The organism is Promicromonospora sp. MEB111 (assembly GCF_030209445.1).
GTDB lineage: Bacteria > Actinomycetota > Actinomycetes > Actinomycetales > Cellulomonadaceae > Promicromonospora.
On record NZ_JARVSD010000005.1, the window covers coordinates 116,442 to 135,879 of the forward strand.

Here is a 19,438-nt window from a genome sequence, read left to right on the forward strand (position 1 = left end):
GCCGGGGGCGTCAGCCCGGTGTACCTGCCGTGCTACCCCTCTGGTGCCGCCCAGCCCGGGCGTACGAGGCCCGCCTCGTACGCCAGCACCACGAGCTGCGCGCGGTCGCGCGAACCGGTCTTCATGAGCACCCGGGAGACGTGCGTCTTGACCGTCGACTCCGACAGGTACAGCCGGCCCGCGATCTCGTCGTTCGCGAGGCCGCCCGCCACCTCGACGAGCACCTCGCGCTCCCGGGGGGTGAGGTCGGCGAGCGCGGGCACCGGCCGCACGGTCCGGGTCGCGTCGGCGACCTTGGCCAGCAGGCGCCGCGTCACCGTGGGTGACAGGAGCGCGTTGCCTGACGCCGCCACCCGCACCGCGCGGACCAGCTCCGCGGGCTCGGTGTCCTTGACCAGGAACCCGGACGCCCCGGCGCGGATCGCCTCGGTGACGTACTCGTCGAGCTCGAACGTCGTCACCACCACCACGTGCACGCCCGCCGCGCGGGGTTCCGCGATGATCCGCCGCGTCGCCGCGAGCCCGTCCAGGCCGGGCATGCGGATGTCCATGAGCACCACCTGGGGCAGGTGCTCCAGGGTGAGCGCCACGGCGTCGTCGCCGGTCGCGGCCTGTGCCACGACGCGCATGTCGTCCTCGGAGTCGATCAGGGCGCGGAACCCGCCGCGCACCAGGGCCTGGTCGTCGGCGAGCAGGACGTCGATCATGCGGTATCTCCGGTCTCGGGTGCCTCGGGTGGTGCGGCGTCGTTCGACGGGGTGATCCCCGCGGGCGGTGTCCCGGTCCGCCGGGCGACCGGGAGGCGGGCGCGCACCTCCCAGCCGGGTCCGTCCGCGCGCGGGCCGGCGGTCAGCGCGCCGCCCGCGCCCTCGACGCGCTCGCGCATCCCGAGCAGCCCGTAGCCGGCTACCACCTGCTCTCCCTGCCGCGGGGAGGCGGCACCATCGTCGGACACCGTGACCTCGACGGCGTCGCCCCTGGTCACGCGCAGCGTGACCCGGCGGGCCGACGGCGCGTGCCGGCGCACGTTGGTCAGCGACTCCTGGACCACCCGGTGCACGACGCCGGCGACGTGGTCGGGCAGGTCGTCCACGTCGGTGAGCTCGACGGTGACGTCGAGGCCGTCGGCGCGGGCCTGGTCGGCCAGCCGGCGCAGACCGGTCAGGTCCCAGGTCGGGGTGAGGGGCGCGGCGTCGTCCCACTGCAGTTCCCCTGCCGTTTGGGGGCCGGCGGTCGGCGGGGCGGCGGCCGGCTCACCGGCGGCGGGTGTCCCGGCGCCGTCGGCCGCGAGCGGCTGTGCCCCCGAGGTGGACGGGGCCGTCCCTTCGCGGACGATTCCCAGGACCGTGCGCACCTCGGCGAGCGCGTCCTTGCTGGTGTCGCGGATGTTGGTCAGCGCCTCGCGCGCCTGGCCGGGGTTCCTGTCGATCAGGTGCAGGCCCACGCCGGCCTGGACGTTGATCGCGGACAAGGAGTGGGCGAGCACGTCATGCAGCTCGCGCGCGATGCGCAGGCGTTCCGAGGCGACGGCGGTGCGCTCGCGTTCGGCGGCGGTCTCCAGGGCGGCCGCGCGTGCGGCGGTGCGGCGTGCGATCCGGTCGCGCGCGCCGCTCGCGATCAGCAGCACGACCGTGAGCCAGGCCGCCCCCGCGACGAGCGCGCCTGTGGTGAGGAACCACGAGCCGTCCCCGTCGTCCCAGCCCGGGCCGTGGTACCCCGGAGGGCCCCAGGTGCGGTCGGGCCCGACCGGGTTCTCGGTGAGGAACCGTTCGAGGCGCGGGGCGAGCAGCGTGGCGGCGACCCCCACGCCGCCGGCGAGCAGGGCGGCCCCGGACCACGCGACCAGCCGGGCCCGGCGCACCTCGCCGCTGAGCATGACACCGGCCAGCACCGCGACCGGGCCGAGGAACCCGGGGCCCCACGGGTACCCGGCCAGCAGGTACGCGAGCGTGGCGGCGACGGACAGCACCGTCGCGAGCACGGGGCGGCGGGGCAGCAGGAACACCAGCGCCACCGGCGACACCAGCAGCAGGAGCACGCCCGCGAGGTCGAGGTCCGTGGCCCACGCCTGGCCGCGCGAGGCACCGAACGAGCCCAGGACGGAGGCGACCGCGACGGCGACGCCCACGAGCACGCGCGGCCGGAGGCGGTCGAACGGCGCCGTGAGGGGCGGGTCCGCGAGAGCGGCGTGGTTCGGACGGATGGTGCCCAGCATGCTCGCACGCTACGCCGGGCAGGGGTCCGCCGCGTCGCACCGCGGTGCCGCCGCGTGTCCACCCCTGGTACCGCCCGGGGTGGGGCTGGGCTGGGCAGGCGCTCGCGGTGTGATCGGTGGAACGTCAGGTGATCGGCAGCCCGAGCTACCGATCACCTGACGCTCTACCGACCATCCCCGTTCTGCCGATCAGGCGAAGCGGGCCGTGCGCTCCACCACCCGGCCGGCGCCGCGGCCGGCGTCGGCGGCCGGGTCCCAGGCGTAGACCTCGGTGCCGGTGATGAAGACGCGCTCGGCGCGCTGGTCGGTGTCGAGCGGGTCGCCGGACCAGAGCACGACGTCGCCGTCGAGCCCCTCGGCGATGGACCCCACGCGGGTGTCCAGCCCGAGGAACGACGCGGGGTTGGTGGTGATGGCGGCCAGCGCGGTCTCGCGGGGCAGCCCGTCGCGCGCGGCGAACGACGCCTGGTGCACCAGGAAGTTGATCGGGATGACGGGGTGGTCGGTGGTGATCGCGACGCGGACGCCGGCGGCCGCCATCGCGGCGATGTTGCGGTTGGCCCGATGCCGTACCTCGACCTTGGACCGCGAGACGAACATCGGGCCGTAGATGACCGGGATGTCCTTCTCGGCGAGGACGTCGGCGATCAGGTGGCCCTCGGTGCCGTGGTTGATGACCAGGCGGTAGCCGAACTCCTCCGACAGCCGGATCGCCGTGGCGATGTCGTCGGCGCGGTGCGTGTGCTGGTCCCAGGCGAGCTCGCCGGCCAGCACGCGGGCCAGGGTCTCCTTGCCGAGGTCGCGCTCGAAGGGCTTGCCCTCCTCCGCCGCGGCGTCCCGCTTCGCGGCGTAGTTCTGCGCGTCGACGAAGGCCTTGCGGATCACGTTCGCGACGCCCAGGCGGGTCGACGGGAGCTGCTTCTTGTCCCCGTACACGCGCTTGGGGTTCTCGCCGAGGGCGCTCTTGACGGACACCGAGTCGCTGATCACCTGCTCGTCGATCGTGCGGCCGCCCCAGGTCTTGATCGCGACGGTTTGGCCGCCGATCGGGTTGCCCGAGCCCGGCTTGATGACCGCCGTCGTCACGCCGCCGGCAAGGGCGTCGCGGAAACCCTCCTCGTCGATCTGGACGGCGTCGATCGCCCGCAGCGCGGACCCGTTCGGGTCCGTCATCTCGTTGGTGTCGTTGCCGGCCCAGCCCTCGCCCTCCTCGTGGATGCCGATGTGGCCGTGTGCCTCGACGAAGCCGGGCAGGAGCCACCTGCCCTGCGCGTCGACGGTCTCGGTGCCCTCGGGCACGGTGACGCCCGTGCCGACGGCGGTGATCACGCCGTCCTGGATGAGGACCGTCCCGTTCTCGATGGGCTCGGCGGCGACGGGGACCACGTAGGCGTTGGTGATGGCGATGCTGGAGCGGGTTGTCATGGGTACATCATTACCCAAGGTAACGAGGTGTCCGGAACCTCGGCCGAGGCGAAGCTTGGCCGGCCGCGCTCACCACGTCAGCCCGACGCCGCCGGGTTGGTCGCCTTCCCGTCGAGCCACAACGTGTCCGACGCGTCGCTGTGCGTGCCCGACGTGCCGACGTGCTTGGCGCTGATCTGCGGGCCCTTGGTGATCACGTGGACCATCGCCATGCCGTGGCCCCGGCCCAGGCCGTAGTCCTCCTTGAGCCACTCCAGGATCGGGCCGGCCTTGGTGGAGGCGTCGAACCCGCGCTCCTGCGCGAGCTTGATGAGCTCGCGCGGGGTGTGCCCGGTCTTGTCCTCGACGGCGTCGAGGTAGGCCTGAAATGACATCGGTGGTCCTCTCGTACGGTCGACGGGGCCGTCGGCACCGCCTGCTACCAGCACAGACGTCCCCGCTTCCCGGAACTCATCGGTCGACGGGAAACGGGTGCGAGCAAAGGCGTGCAGGCCGGCGGGGTTACGGAGAGGGAGCAGTGCTACCTCTCCGTAACCCCGCCGTCCCGTACACGCCTCTCCCGAGACCGGGCCGACCCCCAGCGCGGATCCATAGACTCGACGTCGTGGACTTCTACAACGCGTACGCCCACGGGTTCGCCCGGGTCGCGGCCTGCACCATCCCCGTCGCCGTCGCCGACCCCGCGGCGAACGCCGCCGTCGTGCTCGACCAGGCGCGGCGGCTGCACGACGACGGCGTGGCCGTCGCGGTGTTCCCCGAGCTGTGCCTGAGCGGCTATGCCATCGACGACCTGCTCATGCAGGACACCCTCCTGGAGTCGGTCCTGGACGCCCTCGCCGACATCAAGGAGGCGAGCGTCGACCTCATGACGATGCTCGTGGTCGGGGCGCCGCTCCTGGTCGGCAGCCGCCTGCTGAACACCGCCGTCGTCGTGCACCGCGGGCGGATCCTCGGCGTCGCACCCAAGTCCTACCTGCCCAACTACCGCGAGTTCTACGAGAAGCGGCAGTTCGCCTCCGGCGACGAGCACCGCGGCGCGCTGACCCTGCTCGGCGAGGAAGTCCCGCTCGGCTCCGACCTCATCTTCCGGGCCGACGACGTGCCCGGGCTCGCGATCCACGTCGAGGTCTGCGAGGACATGTGGGTGCCCGTGCCGCCCAGCGCGCTCGCGGCGCTCGCGGGCGCGAACGTGCTGCTCAACCTGTCCGCCAGCCCGATCACCGTGGCCCGGGCAGAGGACCGCCGGCTGATCGTGCGCAGCGCGAGCTACCGCTGCAACGCCGCCTACGTCTACACGGCGGCGGGCCAGGGCGAGTCCAGCACCGACCTGTCCTGGGACGGCCAGACCATGGTCTACGAGGCGGGCGACCTGCTCGGCGAGACCGAGCGGTTCCCGGACGGCCCGCGCGCCACCGTGGTCGACGTCGACCTCGACCGCCTGCGGCAGGAGCGGCTCCGGCAGGGCACCTTCGACGACAACCGGCGCGGGCTGGGGATGGCCACGCCGGGTTCGGCGGGCGACGGCGGCGACTTCCGCGAGGTCGCCTTCAGCGTGCACCCGCCGCAGGGCGACATCGGCCTGCGCCGCAAGGTGGACCGCTTCCCCTTCGTGCCGGACGACGCCGAGCGACTCGCCCTGGACTGCTACGAGGCGTACAACATCCAGGTCACCGGGCTGGAGCAGCGCCTGCGCGCCATCGGGCAGCCCAAGGTGGTCATCGGCATCAGTGGCGGGCTCGACTCGACGCACGCCCTGATCGTCGCGGCCAAGGCCATGGACCGGCTGGGCCGGCCGCGCACCGACATCCACGCGTTCACCATGCCGGGCTTCGCGACGACGTCGGAGACCAAGGACCGCGCGGTCCGGCTCGCCGAGGCGCTGGGCGTGACGTTCCAGGAGCTCGACATCCGGCCCGCCGCCGAGCAGATGCTGCGCGACCTCGACCACCCGTACTCCGACGGCACCAAGCAGTACGACGTCACGTTCGAGAACGTCCAGGCCGGGCTGCGCTACGACTACCTCTTCCGGCTCGCGAACCACCGCGGCGGGATCGTGGTCGGCACGGGCGACCTGTCCGAGCTGGCCCTCGGCTGGTGCACCTACGGCGTGGGCGACCAGATGTCGCACTACGCGGTCAACGCGGGCGTGCCCAAGACGCTCATCCAGCACCTCATCCGCTGGACGATCGACAGCGGCCAGTTCGCGGCGGAGGCGACCAGCCCGGTCAACGTGGTCCTCACGGAGATCGTCCAGCAGGAGATCACGCCCGAGCTGATCCCCACCGAGGAGGGCGAGGCGCCGCAGTCCACCGAGGCGACGATCGGACCGTACGCCCTCCAGGACTTCACGCTCTTCCACGTGCTGCGGCGCGGCTACCGCCCCTCCAAGATCGCGTTCCTGGCCTGGCACGCGTGGCACGCGGCGGACGACGGCGAGTGGCCGCCCGGCTTCCCCGACCAGCGGCGCACCGCCTACGACCTGGCGACGATCCGGGGCTGGCTCGAGGTGTTCGTGCGCCGGTTCTTCGCCTCGCAGTTCAAGCGGTCGGCGCTGCCGAACGGCCCGAAGGTCTCGCCGGGCGGCACGATGTCGCCGCGCGGTGACTGGCGCATGCCGTCGGACGCGTCGTCGGCGGCGTGGCTCGCGGAACTCGCGAAGAACGTCCCGGAAGCCTGATCCGCGCCCGGTCGTGAGGCCTGACACAGGCCCGGTTCCGCGTGTTCCACGAGGAGTAGGGTTCCGTCATGCCTGCTGTCCCCGTTGCCCTGGCCCGGCCCGACGGCCGTCGCCTCGTCCGCCTGATCACCGTGTTCGCAGCGGTCCTGACCTTTGTCGCGCTGCTGCTGGTAGCCGGCCCGGCGAGCGCCCACGACCAGCTCCTGTCCTCCGACCCGAAGGACGGCGCCACGCTCGACGAGCAGCCGACGAGCATCGCGCTCACGTTCAGCACGGCCCCGCTCGACACGGGCATCGAGGTGGCGCTGGTCGGCCCCGACGGCACCACCACCAAGGGCGGTGACATCACGGTCGACGACGAGGTCGTGACCGCGCAGCTCCCCGCGGACCTGCCCCCGGGCGAGTACGACGTGGCGTGGCACGTGGTCTCCTCTGACGGCCACCCGATCGACGGCGAGTTCAGCTACGCGGTCGAGGGCGAGCCGGAGCCGACCGAGGAGCCCACGGCGACCGCGAGCGACGAGCCCGAGATGTCCACGCAGGAGGCCGCGCCCGCCGACGAGGCGACGGGCGCGACGGACGAGGCGAGCACGCCCACGGAGCTCGCGGGGGCCGGGGACGGCTCGGGCCCCAGCGGGCTCGCCGTTGCCGGTGGCATCCTCGCCGCGGTGCTGGTCGTGCTGGGCGTCGTGGTGATGATGCGCCGCAAGATCCTCGAGAACGACCGGCTGCGCCAGTCGGGTGAGCCCGGGTCCGAGGACCCGGACGCCGAGAAGCCCAACGAGAACCCCGACACCAAGGGCTGACCGAACCTGTCCGACGCTCAGGTCGCCCGGGTGACCTGAGCGTCCGACACGGGGCGGGACGAGCGGACCGCCAGGATCACCGTCACCACGGCGGGCGTCAGCAGGACGGCGCCCGCCGTGTTCACCGCCTCGAACCCGCCCCAGGCGAGCAGCGGCCCGGCGAGCGCGGCGGAGGCGGCGCCGAAGTAGTTCATCAGCGCGTCGGTCGCGCCCTGCAGGGGCAGCTTGACGTGCGGCTCCGCGACGGACGCCAGCACCGCCGACGAGGCGATGAGGCACGCCGACCAGCCGAGCCCGAGCAGCACCAGGGCGACCGCCGTGAGCACCTCGGCGTCGAGGCCCGGCGCCGCACCCCCGTGCCCGGCGTGCTCGCCGGCGTCGGGCACCGCGGCCGAGGCCAGGGCCGCGGCCGTGAACCCGAGGGCCACGGCGGCCGCCTGCAGCCCGATGCCGCCGACGGCGACGCGGATCGGGCCGAATCGGTCGGTCAGCCATCCGAACACGGGGCTGAACGCGAACATCCCCAGCACGTGCAGGCTGATGACGATGCCGACGAGCTGGAGCGACATCCCGCCGTGCTGCATGTGCACCGGCGTCATCACCATCACCATGATCATCACGCCGTGCGCCACGGCCGTGGTCACCACGGCGAACCGGGCCCGCGGACGGGCCCATGCCCACCGCAGCGCCGCGAGGGCCCCGGTCCGTCGCGGTTCGGCTCGCTTGTCCCCGTGCCCCTGCCCGACGGCGCCCGCGGGCACCACCCGCCCCGCCACGCCGCCCGCCGGATCCCGGTACAGGCTCAGCAGCAGCAGCCCGGCGAGCAGGTACGCGACGACGGAGAACAGGTAGGGCCCGCCGAGGTCGGGTATGCCGAACCCGCTGCCGACCACGGCGCCGGGCGCCGCGAGGTTGGGCCCGACCACGGAGCCGACGGTCGTGGCCCACAGGACGACCGACATGGTGCGGGCACGCGTGCCGGACCCGACGTTGTCGGCGGCGGCGTAGCGGGACTGGAGGTTGGTCGCGTTCGCGACGCCGTAGAGCATCAGGCCGACCAGGAGCAGCACGAGCTGGCCCAGCACGGCCGCCGTCACGATGAGCAGCGCGCCGGCCGTGGACAGGGCGTACCCGAGCGAGAGGGCCCACCGCCGTCCGCGGAGCTGGGCGAGCGTTGCGAGCGGGATCGAGGCGACCGCCGCGGCGAGCACGCTGACGGCCTGTGCGAGGCCCGCCACGGAGGTGCCGCCCAGGCTCTCCGCGAGCAGGGCGCCGACGGCGGCGCCGGACGCGACCCCGACACCCGCCAGGAGGTTGCTGAACACCAGGACGACGAGGTTTCGGCGGGCGTGCGGCGGATTCTCCACGATTTCCTCTCATTGGCCCGGCAGTACCGGAACGGTAGACCGCTCTGGGTTGCGGAAGTCATCGGATAGTGCGGGCTGACACGGTCCCGGGAGCCGCTACGCCGTCGTCGTCCACAGGTTCGTACACAGGTTCGCGTCCTCTGTGAGCAGAAAGTTACGCACGACTCGCCGTGGAAGGGCCTGTTCTCCGCGAATTCCTGCCGATCTGCTGGCAGTATGGGGCCTCGTCGTCGGGCGGGTACCGCCGCACGACGTGACCGAAGAAGGGAAACGCATGTCGCTCAACAAGTCCGAGCTCGTCTCGGCCATCGCCAGCAAGGCCGAGATCAACAAGACCGAGGCCGAGGCCGCGCTCAACGCCTTCCAGGAGGTGCTGATCGAGTCGCTCGCCAAGGGCGAGGCCGTCAAGGTGACGGGCTTCCTCTCGGCCGAGCGCGTCGAGCGTGCCGCCCGCACGGGTCGCAACCCGCGCACCGGCGAGGAGATCTCGATCCCGGCGAACTTCGGTGTCAAGATCAGCGCCGGCTCGCTGCTGAAGAAGGCTGTCGCCAAGTGACGCTTCGCCGCTGAGCTCTTCAGCGACGCGAAGGCCCGGCTCCCCCTGGGGGCCGGGCCTTCGCACGTCTCAGAGGTCGCCCTTGCGCTCCAGGTACCGCATCGCGACCCAGCCGATCGGGATCCGGCCCCAGTAGGTGCACAGGCGGTACAGGATCGTCGCGGAGAACGCGATGGTGGCCGGCACCCCCGCGGCCGACAGACCGGCCGTCAGGGCGCCCTCCACGCCGCCCAGGCCGCCGGGCGTGGGGATGAGCGCACCCAGCGCGTTGCCGACCAGGTTGACGAGGGCGATGTCGACCAGCGAGAGCGACTCCCCGAACGCCGCGAGGCAGCACCACAGGGCCACGATGTAGCCGAGCGTCATGATCAGGTTCCCGGCCACGCCCAGCGCCAGCCGGCCCGGGTGGCTCAGCATCTGCGCCAGCCGCGGCCACACCTGGCGCAGCCTCGGTCCGATGAAGCCCATGCCCCACCGCCGCACCGGCGGCACCAGCAGCGTCGCGACGACGGCGAGGGCCACGCCCGCCAGCGTGATCAGCACGGCCGGCGACGGCAGCTCCACGAGTGCCCCCGAGCCCGTGAAGACCGACAGCGCCACGAGCAGCAGCACCGTGACCACGAACTGCGACACCTGCACGAGCGCCACGGTGGCGACGGCCATGGACATCGAGACGCCGCGCTGGGTCAGGAGCCGCAGGTTCAGCGCGGCCGGTCCGATCCCCGCGGGGGCGGCCAGCGCCACGAACGAGCCGGCGGCGGCCGTGAGCGTGGCGCGCCCGATCGGCACGCGCGCCGGGGAGAACGCGACGAGCGTGAGGCCCGCGCCGAACCAGGTGACGAGGGCGAGCACGAACGCGACCGCCACCCACCACGGGTTGGCCTCGCGCACGGCCGTGGCGATCTCGTCGAAGTTGATGGTCGTGACGATCACGGCCACGGCGACGATCGCCACGGTCGTGGTCAGCACGGTGCGCGCGCTGAAGCGGGAGATGCGCTGCGGCTGCACGCTGGCCTCGGGCAGGCGCTCCACCAGCGCGTTCCGGAGCTCGCCCATGAGCCCCTTTGCCTTGCGCACCTCTTCGCGGGTGGTCCGGGGCAGCGCGATCGTCTGGATCAGGGGCCCGATGGCGGCGATGTCGGCGTCGGGCAGGGCGCGCACCGCGGAGGCGACGGCGCGCCGCGGGCCCACGCGCAGCCCGATGAGCGCGAGCATCTGCACCAGGTCGAGGCGCCGGGACAGGGGTGACGACGCGATGTCGCCCTGCTCCCAGCCGGTGATCCACACGTGCGCCCGGCCGTCGGCGTCGCGGTGCGTGAGCAGCACGTCCTGGGTGAGCGCGCGGTGCGTGAGGCCCACGGCGTGCGCACGGCCGAGCTGGTCCCAGGCCTCGGCGAGCACGTCCTCGTGCAGCCCGTCGTCGGGTACGTCGCGGAACGAGACGGCGTCCGAGGCGTGCTCCAGGACGAGCGCGATCGAGTCGCCGTACTCGCCGATCCCGAGGAGCCGGGGGGTGCGGACGCCGGCGGCGCTCGCCGCGTACGACAGCAGGGCCGTGCGCTCGGCCACCGCCTTGAGCGAGATCGCGGCGCGGCCCTCGATGCCGCGCAGGCGCAGGGCCCGCCACAGCCGTGTGATGAGGCCGACCACCTGGCGGTCGCCGTCGAGCACCACCACGTCGCGGCGTACGCCGTCGTCGCTGTAGAGGGCGTACACCCGGTTGTCGCCGGCCCGGCCCAGCGCCAGTGCGGCCGGGTCGTCCGGCGGGCCGTGCTCGACGGCGAGGGCGGACGCGACGGCGTGCCCGGCGTGCTGCGCCGCGTCGTGACCGGGGGCGCGCTCGGACACGGCGTGCACGCGGGCCAGCGACGTCGGCGCGAACCCGGCGCGGCGCACGGCGGCGACCAGGTCGGGGCCGTAGGCGCGCTCGCTGCGGATGCCCGACACGTACTGGACCGTGGAGCCCGCCAGCCGGCCCAGCAGCAGCGCGACGAGGGTGCCCGGCAGCGAGACCTGCCCCGTGATCAGCACGATGAGCAGGGCGAGGAACATCAGGTTCCACGAGATGCGCACGGTGCGCCGCCGCGTCGCGGGCCCGGCGACGGTGAGCATCGCCGTCAGCGCGACCGCGAACTCCGGGATGGTCAGCACGTAGCCCGTGCCCCGCTCCCAGACCGACATGCCCCGCACCAGCTCGTCCGAGCCCAGGTGGCGCACCAGGACGGTGGTGAGCACGCCGATCAGCAGCCCCAGCACGCCGGCCACGATGGACTCGACGATCTGCCGGCCCAGCCGGCGGACGCCCAGCTCGATCATCACGGCCACGGGGGCGAACAGGATGACCAGGCCCTGCAGCACGGCGACGGGCACGAACAGGATCGTGGCCAGCAGATCGTTGAAGCTCCGGACGTCCTCCGTGACGCCCGCGGTGGTGCCGTGCGCCACGACGGACAGGAACATGACGCCCGCGGTGCCGAGGGCGCACGCGATCATCCAGACGAGCGCGCGGGGGTGCCGCACACGCTCCTCCGGGGTGTCGACGACACGGACGAGGCCGCTCTCGAAGGGCACCGCCTCCGGTACGTCGGACACCTCGGCACCGGCGTCAGCCCGGCCGGTGCGCGAGTTGGACATGCTCGCGATTCTAGAGCCGTTGAGGCTCGCTTGACCGGGAAGCAGGTGTGACGCCCGGAATTTCCGGGTCAGGTCGACGGCGTCCCCGGCGTACGTCCAGGTATCCTCACCGGATCCCGAGGGCCTCGCGCCACTCGGCCGGTACGAGGGCGTAGCCCACGAACGCCACGATGTCGAGCAGCGTGTGCGCCACGACGAGCGGCACGATCCGGTGCCGGCCGCCGGGCTGGAACCTGGGCGAGGTGTAGAACCACGAGAACACGACGCCCATCACGACGTTCCCGATGAACGGCCCGATGCCCTGGTACAGGTGGTACGAACCGCGCAGCAGTGAGCTCGCGACGATGAACCTGACCCGGTTCCACCCGAGGTCCCGTGTGCGCTCGTACAGGTAGCCGACGGCGATGACCTCTTCGAGGAGGCCGTTCTGGAACGCGCTGAGCACCAGCACCGGGACGGTCCACCAGTACGCGTCCAGGGCGCTGGCCTGCACCTCCACGGTGATGCCGACCGCCCGCCCGAGGGCGTAGAACGCGAGGCCCGGGATGCCGATGGCGGCGGCCAGGGCGAAGCCCCACCCCACGTCGCGGGCCGGGCGCGTGCCGTCCAGGCCGAGGCTGCGCGTCGCGCTGCGGCCGTTCGCGCTGAGCAGGTACAGCGCCAGGGCCACCGGCACCAGGGCGAACCCGATGCTCAGGAGCTGGTAGACGAGGTCGAGGTAGGGGCGTTCCGACTGGCTCGCGTTGAGCGTGGCGGTCTGCTCGGCGAGCGGCGTCCCCGCGGTGAGCCGGGCCACGATGTTGACGAGGGCGTACACCCCGGACTGGCCCAGGCTGAGGCCGAGCACTATCCACACCTCGGCGGTGATGCGGCGGCGGGAGACGGTCTGCTCGGTCGTGGTCACGTCCGGAACCTACCTCGCGTGGCCGGCGGTGCGTCCGCCGGCCACGCGGGGGATCAGCGGTTCGAGGCCCGCCGGACGAAGTCCGCGAGGTCCGCCGACTGCGCGACCCGCGACTCGGGGTGGATGTACATCATGTGGCCGGCCGGGTAGACCCGGGTCTCGATGCGCTCGCGGTACGACGCCGGGACGGCCATCTGGTCCAGGCTGTACTCGATGGCCTCGACCGGCACACCGCCGTCGTACCGCCCCATGGCGATGTGCACCTGGAGGTGCGGGTTGAGGATCATCGCGTTCGCGAGCTTGTCGGCGACGTCGACGGCCTTGCCCTCGAACTCCTTGTAGGACCACGGGTGGACCTGCCGGGACAGCACCTCGTAGATCGCGTCGTGCTCGTACCCGAGCTCGCCGCGCAGGTAGTGGTGCAGCGCCGCCGTGTACGGGCCCGAGGTCGCGGTCAGGAACGGGTCGTACGGCATCTGCTCGTGGATGTAGTGGTCCGCCGGGCCGGTGAACCGGGTGTCGAGGCGGCCGGTCACGAGGCGGCGCGTCCGCAGGAGCTCCGCGTAGACCCGGGTGTGCTCCAGGCGCAGGTTGGCGCGGTCCACGTAGTCCTCGCTCAGCCCGGTCAGGGAGGCGATCTTCGCGACGGCGGCCGCGCGCTCGTCGTCGGGCACACGCGCCCCGCGGGCCAGCACGGAGGCGTAGGTCTCGGCCCAGTCCCGGGCCTCGGCCACGACGTCGTCGAGCGCCCGGTCGCCGAGCAGGCCGTGGTAGTGCGCCGTCGCCGCGTAGACCGGAAGGAACAACGGGTGCGGCAGGTTGGAGTGCTCGCCGTCGAACAGCGCCTCCATGTTGAGCGCGGGGGCCACCAGCATGACGCCGTTCAGGAACATGCCGAACCGCTGCTGCAGGTACTCGGCCAGCGCCGCGCCGCGCGTGCCGCCGTAGGACTCGCCGATGAGGAACTTGGGGCTCATCCACCGGTCGTTCCGGCTCGTCCACAGGCGGATGATCTCGCCGACGGACTCCAGGTCGCCCGTGAAGCCGTGGAACGGCTTGGCCTGCTCGCCCTCGGTGGCCCGCGAGAAGCCCGTGGAGACGGGGTCGATGAACACCAGGTCGGAGACGCGCAGCAGGGTCTCGGTGTTGTCCACGAGCCCGTAGGGCGGCGCGGTCAGGTTGCCGACGTCGCCCGAGTCGACCCGGCGCGGGCCGAGCACGCCCAGGTGCAGCCACACCGAGGACGAGCCGGGGCCGCCGTTGAACGCGAACGTCACCGGGCGCTGCGTCACGTCGGCGTCGTCCAGCGTGTAGTACGTGATCGAGACCTCGGCCTTGGGCTTGCGGCCGTCGTACTTGTCCTCCTTGACCGCCTCCTGCCGCAGCACGACCCGGCCCGTCGTGGCGGAGTACGCCACGTCGCCCTCCGGGGTGTGCAGGGTGTGGCGCGTGGTGACGAGGTCGTCGGCGGGCTCCGGCTTCTTCGCCGGGCTCCCCTCCGACGCCGCCTTGGTCGCCTCGGGCCGTTCGGTGCTGGTGCGCTTCTCGTCGGTCACCCGGGAGAACCTATCGCGCGGCCCTGCGCACCGGGCAGGCAAAAAGTGCTTGCGCACCACCGGCGTGATCCGGCAAACTGGTTTGCAGTACAAACCAGTTTGAGAGGCGAGGCGATGACCATGGCTACGGACCCGACGTCGGGCACCTCCGCGGAACCGGGGCGTCCGGCGGACGGCGGCGCGGGCCTCGACCCCGCCGAGACGCTGCGCCTGATCCGGCAGCAGCAGGAGGCGGCGCGCGACGCCACCGAACCCGACGGCCGTCTGCTGTTCGGCGCGTGGGGCCTGGCGTGGCTGATCGGGTACCTGGCCATGTGGACGACGGCGCGCGAGACGGGCGCGCCGGAGCCGTGGGCCGGCTGGGTGCTCGCGGGCTGCATCGTCGGCGCCACGACCTTCACGATCGTGCACAGCGTGACCCGGACCGCCGGCCTGCGCGGCGACAGCGCCCGGATCGGCGCGATGTACGGCTGGACCTGGTTCCTCGCGTTCACGGCCCTCGGCGTCATGCTGGGCGCGATGGGCGCAGCGGGGGCGTCGCCGCAGGTCATGGCCATCGCCGCGAACGGCTTCGCGTGCGTGGTCGTCGGCCTCATGTACATCGCGGGCGGGCTGCTCTTCGAGGAGATCCGCATGGCCGCCGTCGGCGGCTGGATGCTGGTCGCCGCGGTGCTCGCGGCCTTCGCGGGGATGCCGAACACCTACCTGGTGATGGCCGTGGCGGGCGGCGGCGGCTTCCTGGCCATGGCCGTGGTGGAGCAGGTGTTCCGCACCCGGCGCCGATCGGCCGGGTCACCCGGCAGGGCGGAGAGTGGTGGGCAGCGTGCCTGAGGACCTCGACCCGGTCATCCACGCCCCGGCGCGCCTGCGCGTCGTTGCCTCGCTCGCGGCCCTGGGCCGTGGCGACGAGGTCTCCTTCCCCAAGCTGCGCAAGCTGCTCGACATGACCGCGGGCAACCTGTCGACCCACCTGCGCAAGCTGGAGGACGCCGGGTACGTACGGGTCACCAAGACCCACGAGGGCAGGACTCCGGCGACGTACCTCGCCCTCACCGACACCGGCCGCACCGCGTTCGCGGACTACCAGGCGGCACTGATGGACCTTCTGAAGGGAGCACAGCGATGAGTGCGGTAGAGGTCAGCGGGGTGACCCGGCGTTTCGGCGACGTCGTCGCCCTCGACGACGTCTCGCTGGAGGTGGGGCACGGCGAGCTCGTCGGTCTGCTCGGCCCCAACGGCGCCGGCAAGTCCACGCTGCTGTCGCTGGTCAGCGGCCAGCGCCGGCCCGACGCCGGGGTGGTGCGCCTGAACGGCCACGACCCGCGGGACGCCCGGTCGCGGACCGTGCTGGGCCTGACCCCGCAGGAGACCGGCCTGCCCGCGACGCTGCGGGTGCGCGAGGTGGTCGACTTCGTGGGCGGCCACTACCCCGACCCGGTGCCCACGGGCGACCTGCTGGAGCAGTTCGGGCTGGCGGACCTGGGCAAGCGGCAGACCGGCTCGCTCTCCGGCGGGCAGAAGCGGCGGCTGGCCGTCGCGCTGTCGCTGGTCGGCAGGCCGCGCGTCGTGCTGCTCGACGAGCCCACCACCGGGCTCGACGTGTCCGGCCGCGGTGCGCTCTGGGACGCGATCCGGGAGTACCACGCGGGCGGCGGCACGGTGCTGCTCACGTCGCACTACCTGGAGGAGGTGCAGGCGCTCGCCGAGCGGGTGGTCGTCATCGACCGCGGGATCGTGCTCGCCGACGACTCCCTCGAGACGATCCTCGGCCGGGTGGGCGCGCGCCGCGTGCAGTTCACGGACGCCGCGGGCACGCGCCAGGAGCACCTCGTGGCGGACTCCGACGAGTTCGTGCGCGACCTGGTGCACACCGGCACGGAGTTCCGGGACCTGGAGATCCGGGGCGCCTCCCTGGAGGAGGCGTTCGGCCAGCTCGTCGACGGCACGAACGAGGTCGACGCCACGAACGTCGACGCCACGAACGAAGGAGCGGTGCGATGAGCGCCACCACGAGCACGACCGGAGCCGGGGCCCCGGGCCCCGACGCCCCCGCCGGGCAGACCCAGTCGATCTGGGTGCTGTCCTGGCTGCACCTGAAGTACCAGTTCCTGGAGACCGTCCGGATCCCCATCGCGGTGCTCGGGAACGTGCTGTTCCCGTCGCTGTCGATGTTCTTCTTCGTGGTGCCGCAGGAGTCGGTGGCGGGCAACCCCCTCTACGCCACGGTCGCGGTCGCGGGCCTCGGCCTGTTCGCCGTCTGCTCCGCCAGCCTCTTCACCTACGGCCTGGGCGTGGCCGAGGACCGGCAGCTGCCCTTCTACCCGTTCCTGCGGTCGCTGCCCGCCGGACCCGGGCCGCAGATGGTGGCGCGCGTGCTGAACGGCGGCATCTTCTCGCTGTTCGGCCTGCTGCCGCTGATCCTCATCGGCTGGCTGTTCACCGCTGCCACCCTGACCGCCGGCCAGCTCCTCGCGGGCGTCGGCACCATCCTCGCGGTCTCCGTGCCGTTCGTGCTGCTCGGCATGGCCATCGGCTACAAGCTGTCGGCCAAGGCCGCGCTGCCGGTGGTGCAGGTCATCCTGTTCCCGCTCGCCTTCGCGGGCGGCCTGTTCCTGCCGCCCCAGATGTTCCCCGCCTGGCTGGACGCCATCTCGAAGGCCACGCCCACCCGGGCCGGCCGTGACCTGCTGGTCCAGGCGACCACGGGTCTGGACGCCTACGCGCTGGCGCTCCCGGTCCTGGCCGGGTGGACCCTGCTGTTCGCGGTGCTGGCCGTGCTGTCCTACCGGAGCGACGAGGGCCGCCGCTTCCGCTGACCCGGGATCACACGGCGCGGCGGAGGCGGAGGGAGTTCGCGACGACGAGCACCGAGCTCGCCGCCATCGCCCCGCCCGCGATCATCGGGCTCAGCAGCCCGGCCGCCGCCAGCGGGAGCGCCGCGACGTTGTACGCGAACGCCCAGAACAGGTTCTGCCTGATGATCCGCAGAGTCTTCCGGGACAGGCGTACGGCGCTCGCGGCGGCCCGCAGGTCGCCGCGGACCAGCGTGATGTCACCGGCCTCGATGGCCACGTCGGTGCCCGTGCCCATCGCGAGGCCCAGGTCCGCCGTGGCCAGCGCGGCGGCGTCGTTCACGCCGTCGCCCACCATCGCCACGGTGCGTCCCTCGGCCTGCAGCCGGGCCACGACCGCCGCCTTGTCGGCAGGCAGCACGCGCGAGACCACGTCCGCGTCGGGGATGCCCACGGCACGCGCGGCCACGAGCGCCGCGCCCGCCGAGTCGCCGGTCAGCAGGTAGGGGCGCAGGCCCAGCTCCCGCAGCTCCGCGACCGCGCGGGCCGACGTCGGCCTGGCCGGGTCGCGCAGCGCGATCACGCCGCCCGCCGCGCCGTTCCAGGCCACGACCACGGCGGTGGCCCCGGCCTCCTCCTGCTGCCCGACGGCGGCACGCACCTCCGCGGAGACCGTCACCCCCTGCTCGGCGAGCCAGTCGGGGCGGCCCACCAGTACGCGCCGGGTGTTCAGCGCGCCGTCCGGGGCGAGTCCCGCGTGCGCGCGCCGGACCAGGCCCTCGACGCCGCCGCCCGGGTGCGCGACGAAACCCGTGACCTCCAGCGGGGTCTCCGGGTCGGGCTCCGCCGCGGCCCGGCCCGCCGCCGCGACGGCCCGCGCGATCGGGTGCTCGCTCAGCGCCTCGACGGCGGCCGCGTACCGCAGCGCCTCCGGGGCGTTGGTCAGGTGGTTCGCGTCGTCGGCGTCCTCGGGCCGGGCAGGCTCTTCCTCGTGTCCGGGTGCCGCGCGCCGCACGCCGGCCATGGCCGGGCTCCGGTCGGGGCTCCACACGTCGACCACGCGCATGCGGCCCTCGGTGACCGTGCCCGTCTTGTCGAGCACCACGGTGTCCACGCGGCGGGTGCTCTCCAGGATCTCCGGGCCACGGATCAGCACGCCGAGCTGCGCGCCGCGGCCGGTGCCGACCAGGATCGCCGTGGGCGTGGCCAGCCCCAGGGCGCAGGGGCACGCGATGATCAGCACCGCGACGGCGGCGGTGAAGGCCGCCTCGACGTCGCCGGTCAGGACGAGCCAGCCCGTCAGCGTGAGCACGGCCAGCGCCAGCACGACGGGCACGAACACCGCCGAGATGCGGTCGGCGAGCCGGGCCACGGGGGCCTTGCCCGTCTGGGCCCGGGCCACGAGCCGCCCGATGCGGGCGAGCATCGTGTCCTCGCCCACGCGGGTCGCGCGCACCAGCAGGTGCCCCGAGGTGCTGACCGTGCCGCCCACGACGTCGTCGCCCGGGGTCACGTCCACCGGCACCGGCTCGCCGGTGACCAGGGACGTGTCGAGCGCCGAGGCGCCCTCCACGACCGTGCCGTCCGTGGCGACGGTGCCGCCCGGCCGCACCGCGAACACGTCCCCGACCTGCAGGGCGGCGACGGGCACGGCGGTCGTGCGCCAGCCGCCGTCCGGCAGGCGCAGCGGGGTGCCGTCGGGGCCCAGCGCGATGCGCTCCGCGTCCTTGGCGCCCAGGCTGAGCAGCGCGCGCAGGGCGTCGCCCGCGCGCCGCCGCGACCGGTGCTCGGCGTACCGGCCGGCCAGCAGGAACGTGGTGACCACGGCCCCGACCTCGAAGTACAGCGCCGGACCCATGCCGTGCCCCACGGGCCGGAGGGTGTCGGCGACCAGCACCCAGAGCGACCACAGGGTCGCCGCGACCACGCCGATCGACACCAGCGTGTCCATCGTGGAGCTCGCGTGCCGGGCCGCGCGCACGGCGGCGGCGTGGAACGGCCAGGCGCCCCACACCACGACGGGCAGCGCCAGGGCGGCGACCACCCACTCGGCACCGGGGAAGGCCAGCGCGGGGACCATCGACAGCAGGAGCACCGGGACGGTGAGCACGGCCGAGACGCGCAGCCGGCGCAGCAGGTCCGCGCCGCGGTACTCGGCGCCGGGGGCCGCGCCGTCGGCAGCCGCCGCGCCGTCGGCACGCGCCGCGTCGCCCGGCTCGGTGCCGCCGCCGGGCGCGGCGTCGTCCGCCGCGTCGCCGTCCCGCCCGACGGTGCCGGTCGTGGCCCGGCGTCGCGTGACGCGCGCCTCGTACCCGGCGGACTCGACGGCGTGGACCAGGTCCTGGTCGGTGACCTCGGACGACAGCACGACGTGCGCCGACTCCAGCGGCAGGTTCACGGTCGCGGCGACGCCGTCGAGCCGGTTGAGCTTGCGCTCGACCCGGGCGACGCACGAGGCGCAGGTCATCCCGGACACAGCGAGCTCGACCTCGCCGAGGGGGTGCAG

The 19,438-nt window shown here is 73.4% G+C and carries 16 protein-coding genes; 7 read left to right on the forward strand and 9 right to left on the reverse strand.

Annotated features, from left to right (window positions below; genetic code table 11):
* Positions 1-32: 32 nt before the first annotated feature.
* The 4 genes from QRN56_RS05530 to QRN56_RS05545 form a co-directional block, all read right to left on the reverse strand.
* Positions 33-707, reverse strand: a complete 675-nt coding sequence (locus QRN56_RS05530; protein WP_285101787.1) for a response regulator — start codon at positions 705-707, stop codon at positions 33-35.
* On the reverse strand, positions 704-2,215 hold the full coding sequence (locus tag QRN56_RS05535; protein ID WP_285101788.1) for a sensor histidine kinase: 1,512 nt from the start codon (positions 2,213-2,215) through the stop codon (positions 704-706). The genes QRN56_RS05530 and QRN56_RS05535 overlap by 4 nt, the downstream gene beginning before the upstream one ends.
* Before the next feature lie 189 nt (positions 2,216-2,404).
* Positions 2,405-3,640, reverse strand: coding sequence for an amidohydrolase (locus QRN56_RS05540; protein WP_285101789.1), 1,236 nt, complete (start codon positions 3,638-3,640; stop codon positions 2,405-2,407).
* Positions 3,641-3,717: 77 nt separating this feature from the next.
* The gene (locus tag QRN56_RS05545) at positions 3,718-4,014 is read right to left on the reverse strand and encodes a DUF4287 domain-containing protein (protein ID WP_285101790.1); all 297 of its coding nucleotides are present in this window, start codon (positions 4,012-4,014) and stop codon (positions 3,718-3,720) included.
* A 230-nt stretch (positions 4,015-4,244) separates the two neighbouring features.
* Here QRN56_RS05545 and QRN56_RS05550 point away from each other — a divergent pair, with 230 nt between their 5' ends.
* Entirely contained in the window at positions 4,245-6,317 is a 2,073-nt protein-coding gene (locus QRN56_RS05550; RefSeq protein ID WP_285101791.1) for an NAD(+) synthase, read from the forward strand.
* 68 nt (positions 6,318-6,385) lie between these two features.
* The gene (locus QRN56_RS05555) at positions 6,386-7,123 is read left to right on the forward strand and encodes a copper resistance CopC family protein (protein WP_285101792.1); all 738 of its coding nucleotides are present in this window, start codon (positions 6,386-6,388) and stop codon (positions 7,121-7,123) included.
* A gap of 17 nt (positions 7,124-7,140) precedes the next feature.
* On the opposite strand, the gene QRN56_RS05560 is transcribed toward QRN56_RS05555, so the two are convergent.
* On the reverse strand, positions 7,141-8,490 hold the full coding sequence (locus QRN56_RS05560) for an MFS transporter (protein ID WP_285101793.1): 1,350 nt from the start codon (positions 8,488-8,490) through the stop codon (positions 7,141-7,143).
* A 274-nt stretch (positions 8,491-8,764) separates the two neighbouring features.
* On the opposite strand from QRN56_RS05560, the gene QRN56_RS05565 reads away from it, so the two are divergent.
* Positions 8,765-9,046 (forward strand): HU family DNA-binding protein, encoded by a 282-nt coding sequence (locus tag QRN56_RS05565; protein ID WP_020015632.1) that lies wholly within the window; start codon positions 8,765-8,767, stop codon positions 9,044-9,046.
* A gap of 69 nt (positions 9,047-9,115) precedes the next feature.
* Here QRN56_RS05565 and QRN56_RS05570 read toward each other — a convergent pair whose 3' ends face one another.
* The 3 genes from QRN56_RS05570 to QRN56_RS05580 form a co-directional block, all read right to left on the reverse strand.
* Entirely contained in the window at positions 9,116-11,680 is a 2,565-nt protein-coding gene (locus tag QRN56_RS05570; RefSeq protein WP_285101794.1) for a lysylphosphatidylglycerol synthase transmembrane domain-containing protein, read from the reverse strand.
* 106 nt (positions 11,681-11,786) lie between these two features.
* On the reverse strand, positions 11,787-12,584 hold the full coding sequence (locus QRN56_RS05575; RefSeq protein WP_285101795.1) for a CPBP family intramembrane glutamic endopeptidase: 798 nt from the start codon (positions 12,582-12,584) through the stop codon (positions 11,787-11,789).
* A gap of 53 nt (positions 12,585-12,637) precedes the next feature.
* Entirely contained in the window at positions 12,638-14,140 is a 1,503-nt protein-coding gene (locus QRN56_RS05580; RefSeq protein WP_285101796.1) for a S10 family peptidase, read from the reverse strand.
* A gap of 114 nt (positions 14,141-14,254) precedes the next feature.
* Here QRN56_RS05580 and QRN56_RS05585 point away from each other — a divergent pair, with 114 nt between their 5' ends.
* The 4 genes from QRN56_RS05585 to QRN56_RS05600 are packed head-to-tail and all read left to right on the forward strand — an operon-like array spanning position 14,255 to position 16,956.
* Positions 14,255-14,971 carry a hypothetical protein gene (locus QRN56_RS05585; RefSeq protein ID WP_285101797.1) on the forward strand — a complete coding sequence of 239 codons (717 nt, stop codon included), beginning with the start codon at positions 14,255-14,257 and terminating at the stop codon, positions 14,969-14,971.
* Positions 14,964-15,266 (forward strand): transcriptional regulator, encoded by a 303-nt coding sequence (locus tag QRN56_RS05590; protein ID WP_285101798.1) that lies wholly within the window; start codon positions 14,964-14,966, stop codon positions 15,264-15,266. The genes QRN56_RS05585 and QRN56_RS05590 overlap by 8 nt, the downstream gene beginning before the upstream one ends.
* Positions 15,263-16,141: an ABC transporter ATP-binding protein gene (locus tag QRN56_RS05595; RefSeq protein WP_285101799.1), complete on the forward strand. Its 879-nt coding sequence runs from the start codon at positions 15,263-15,265 to the stop codon at positions 16,139-16,141. Before QRN56_RS05590 ends, QRN56_RS05595 begins: the two co-directional genes overlap by 4 nt.
* Entirely contained in the window at positions 16,138-16,956 is an 819-nt protein-coding gene (locus tag QRN56_RS05600; RefSeq protein WP_285101800.1) for an ABC transporter permease, read from the forward strand. The genes QRN56_RS05595 and QRN56_RS05600 overlap by 4 nt, the downstream gene beginning before the upstream one ends.
* A 7-nt stretch (positions 16,957-16,963) precedes the next feature.
* On the opposite strand, the gene QRN56_RS05605 is transcribed toward QRN56_RS05600, so the two are convergent.
* Positions 16,964-19,399 (reverse strand): heavy metal translocating P-type ATPase, encoded by a 2,436-nt coding sequence (locus QRN56_RS05605; protein ID WP_502928753.1) that lies wholly within the window; start codon positions 19,397-19,399, stop codon positions 16,964-16,966.
* Positions 19,400-19,438: the final 39 nt, after the last annotated feature.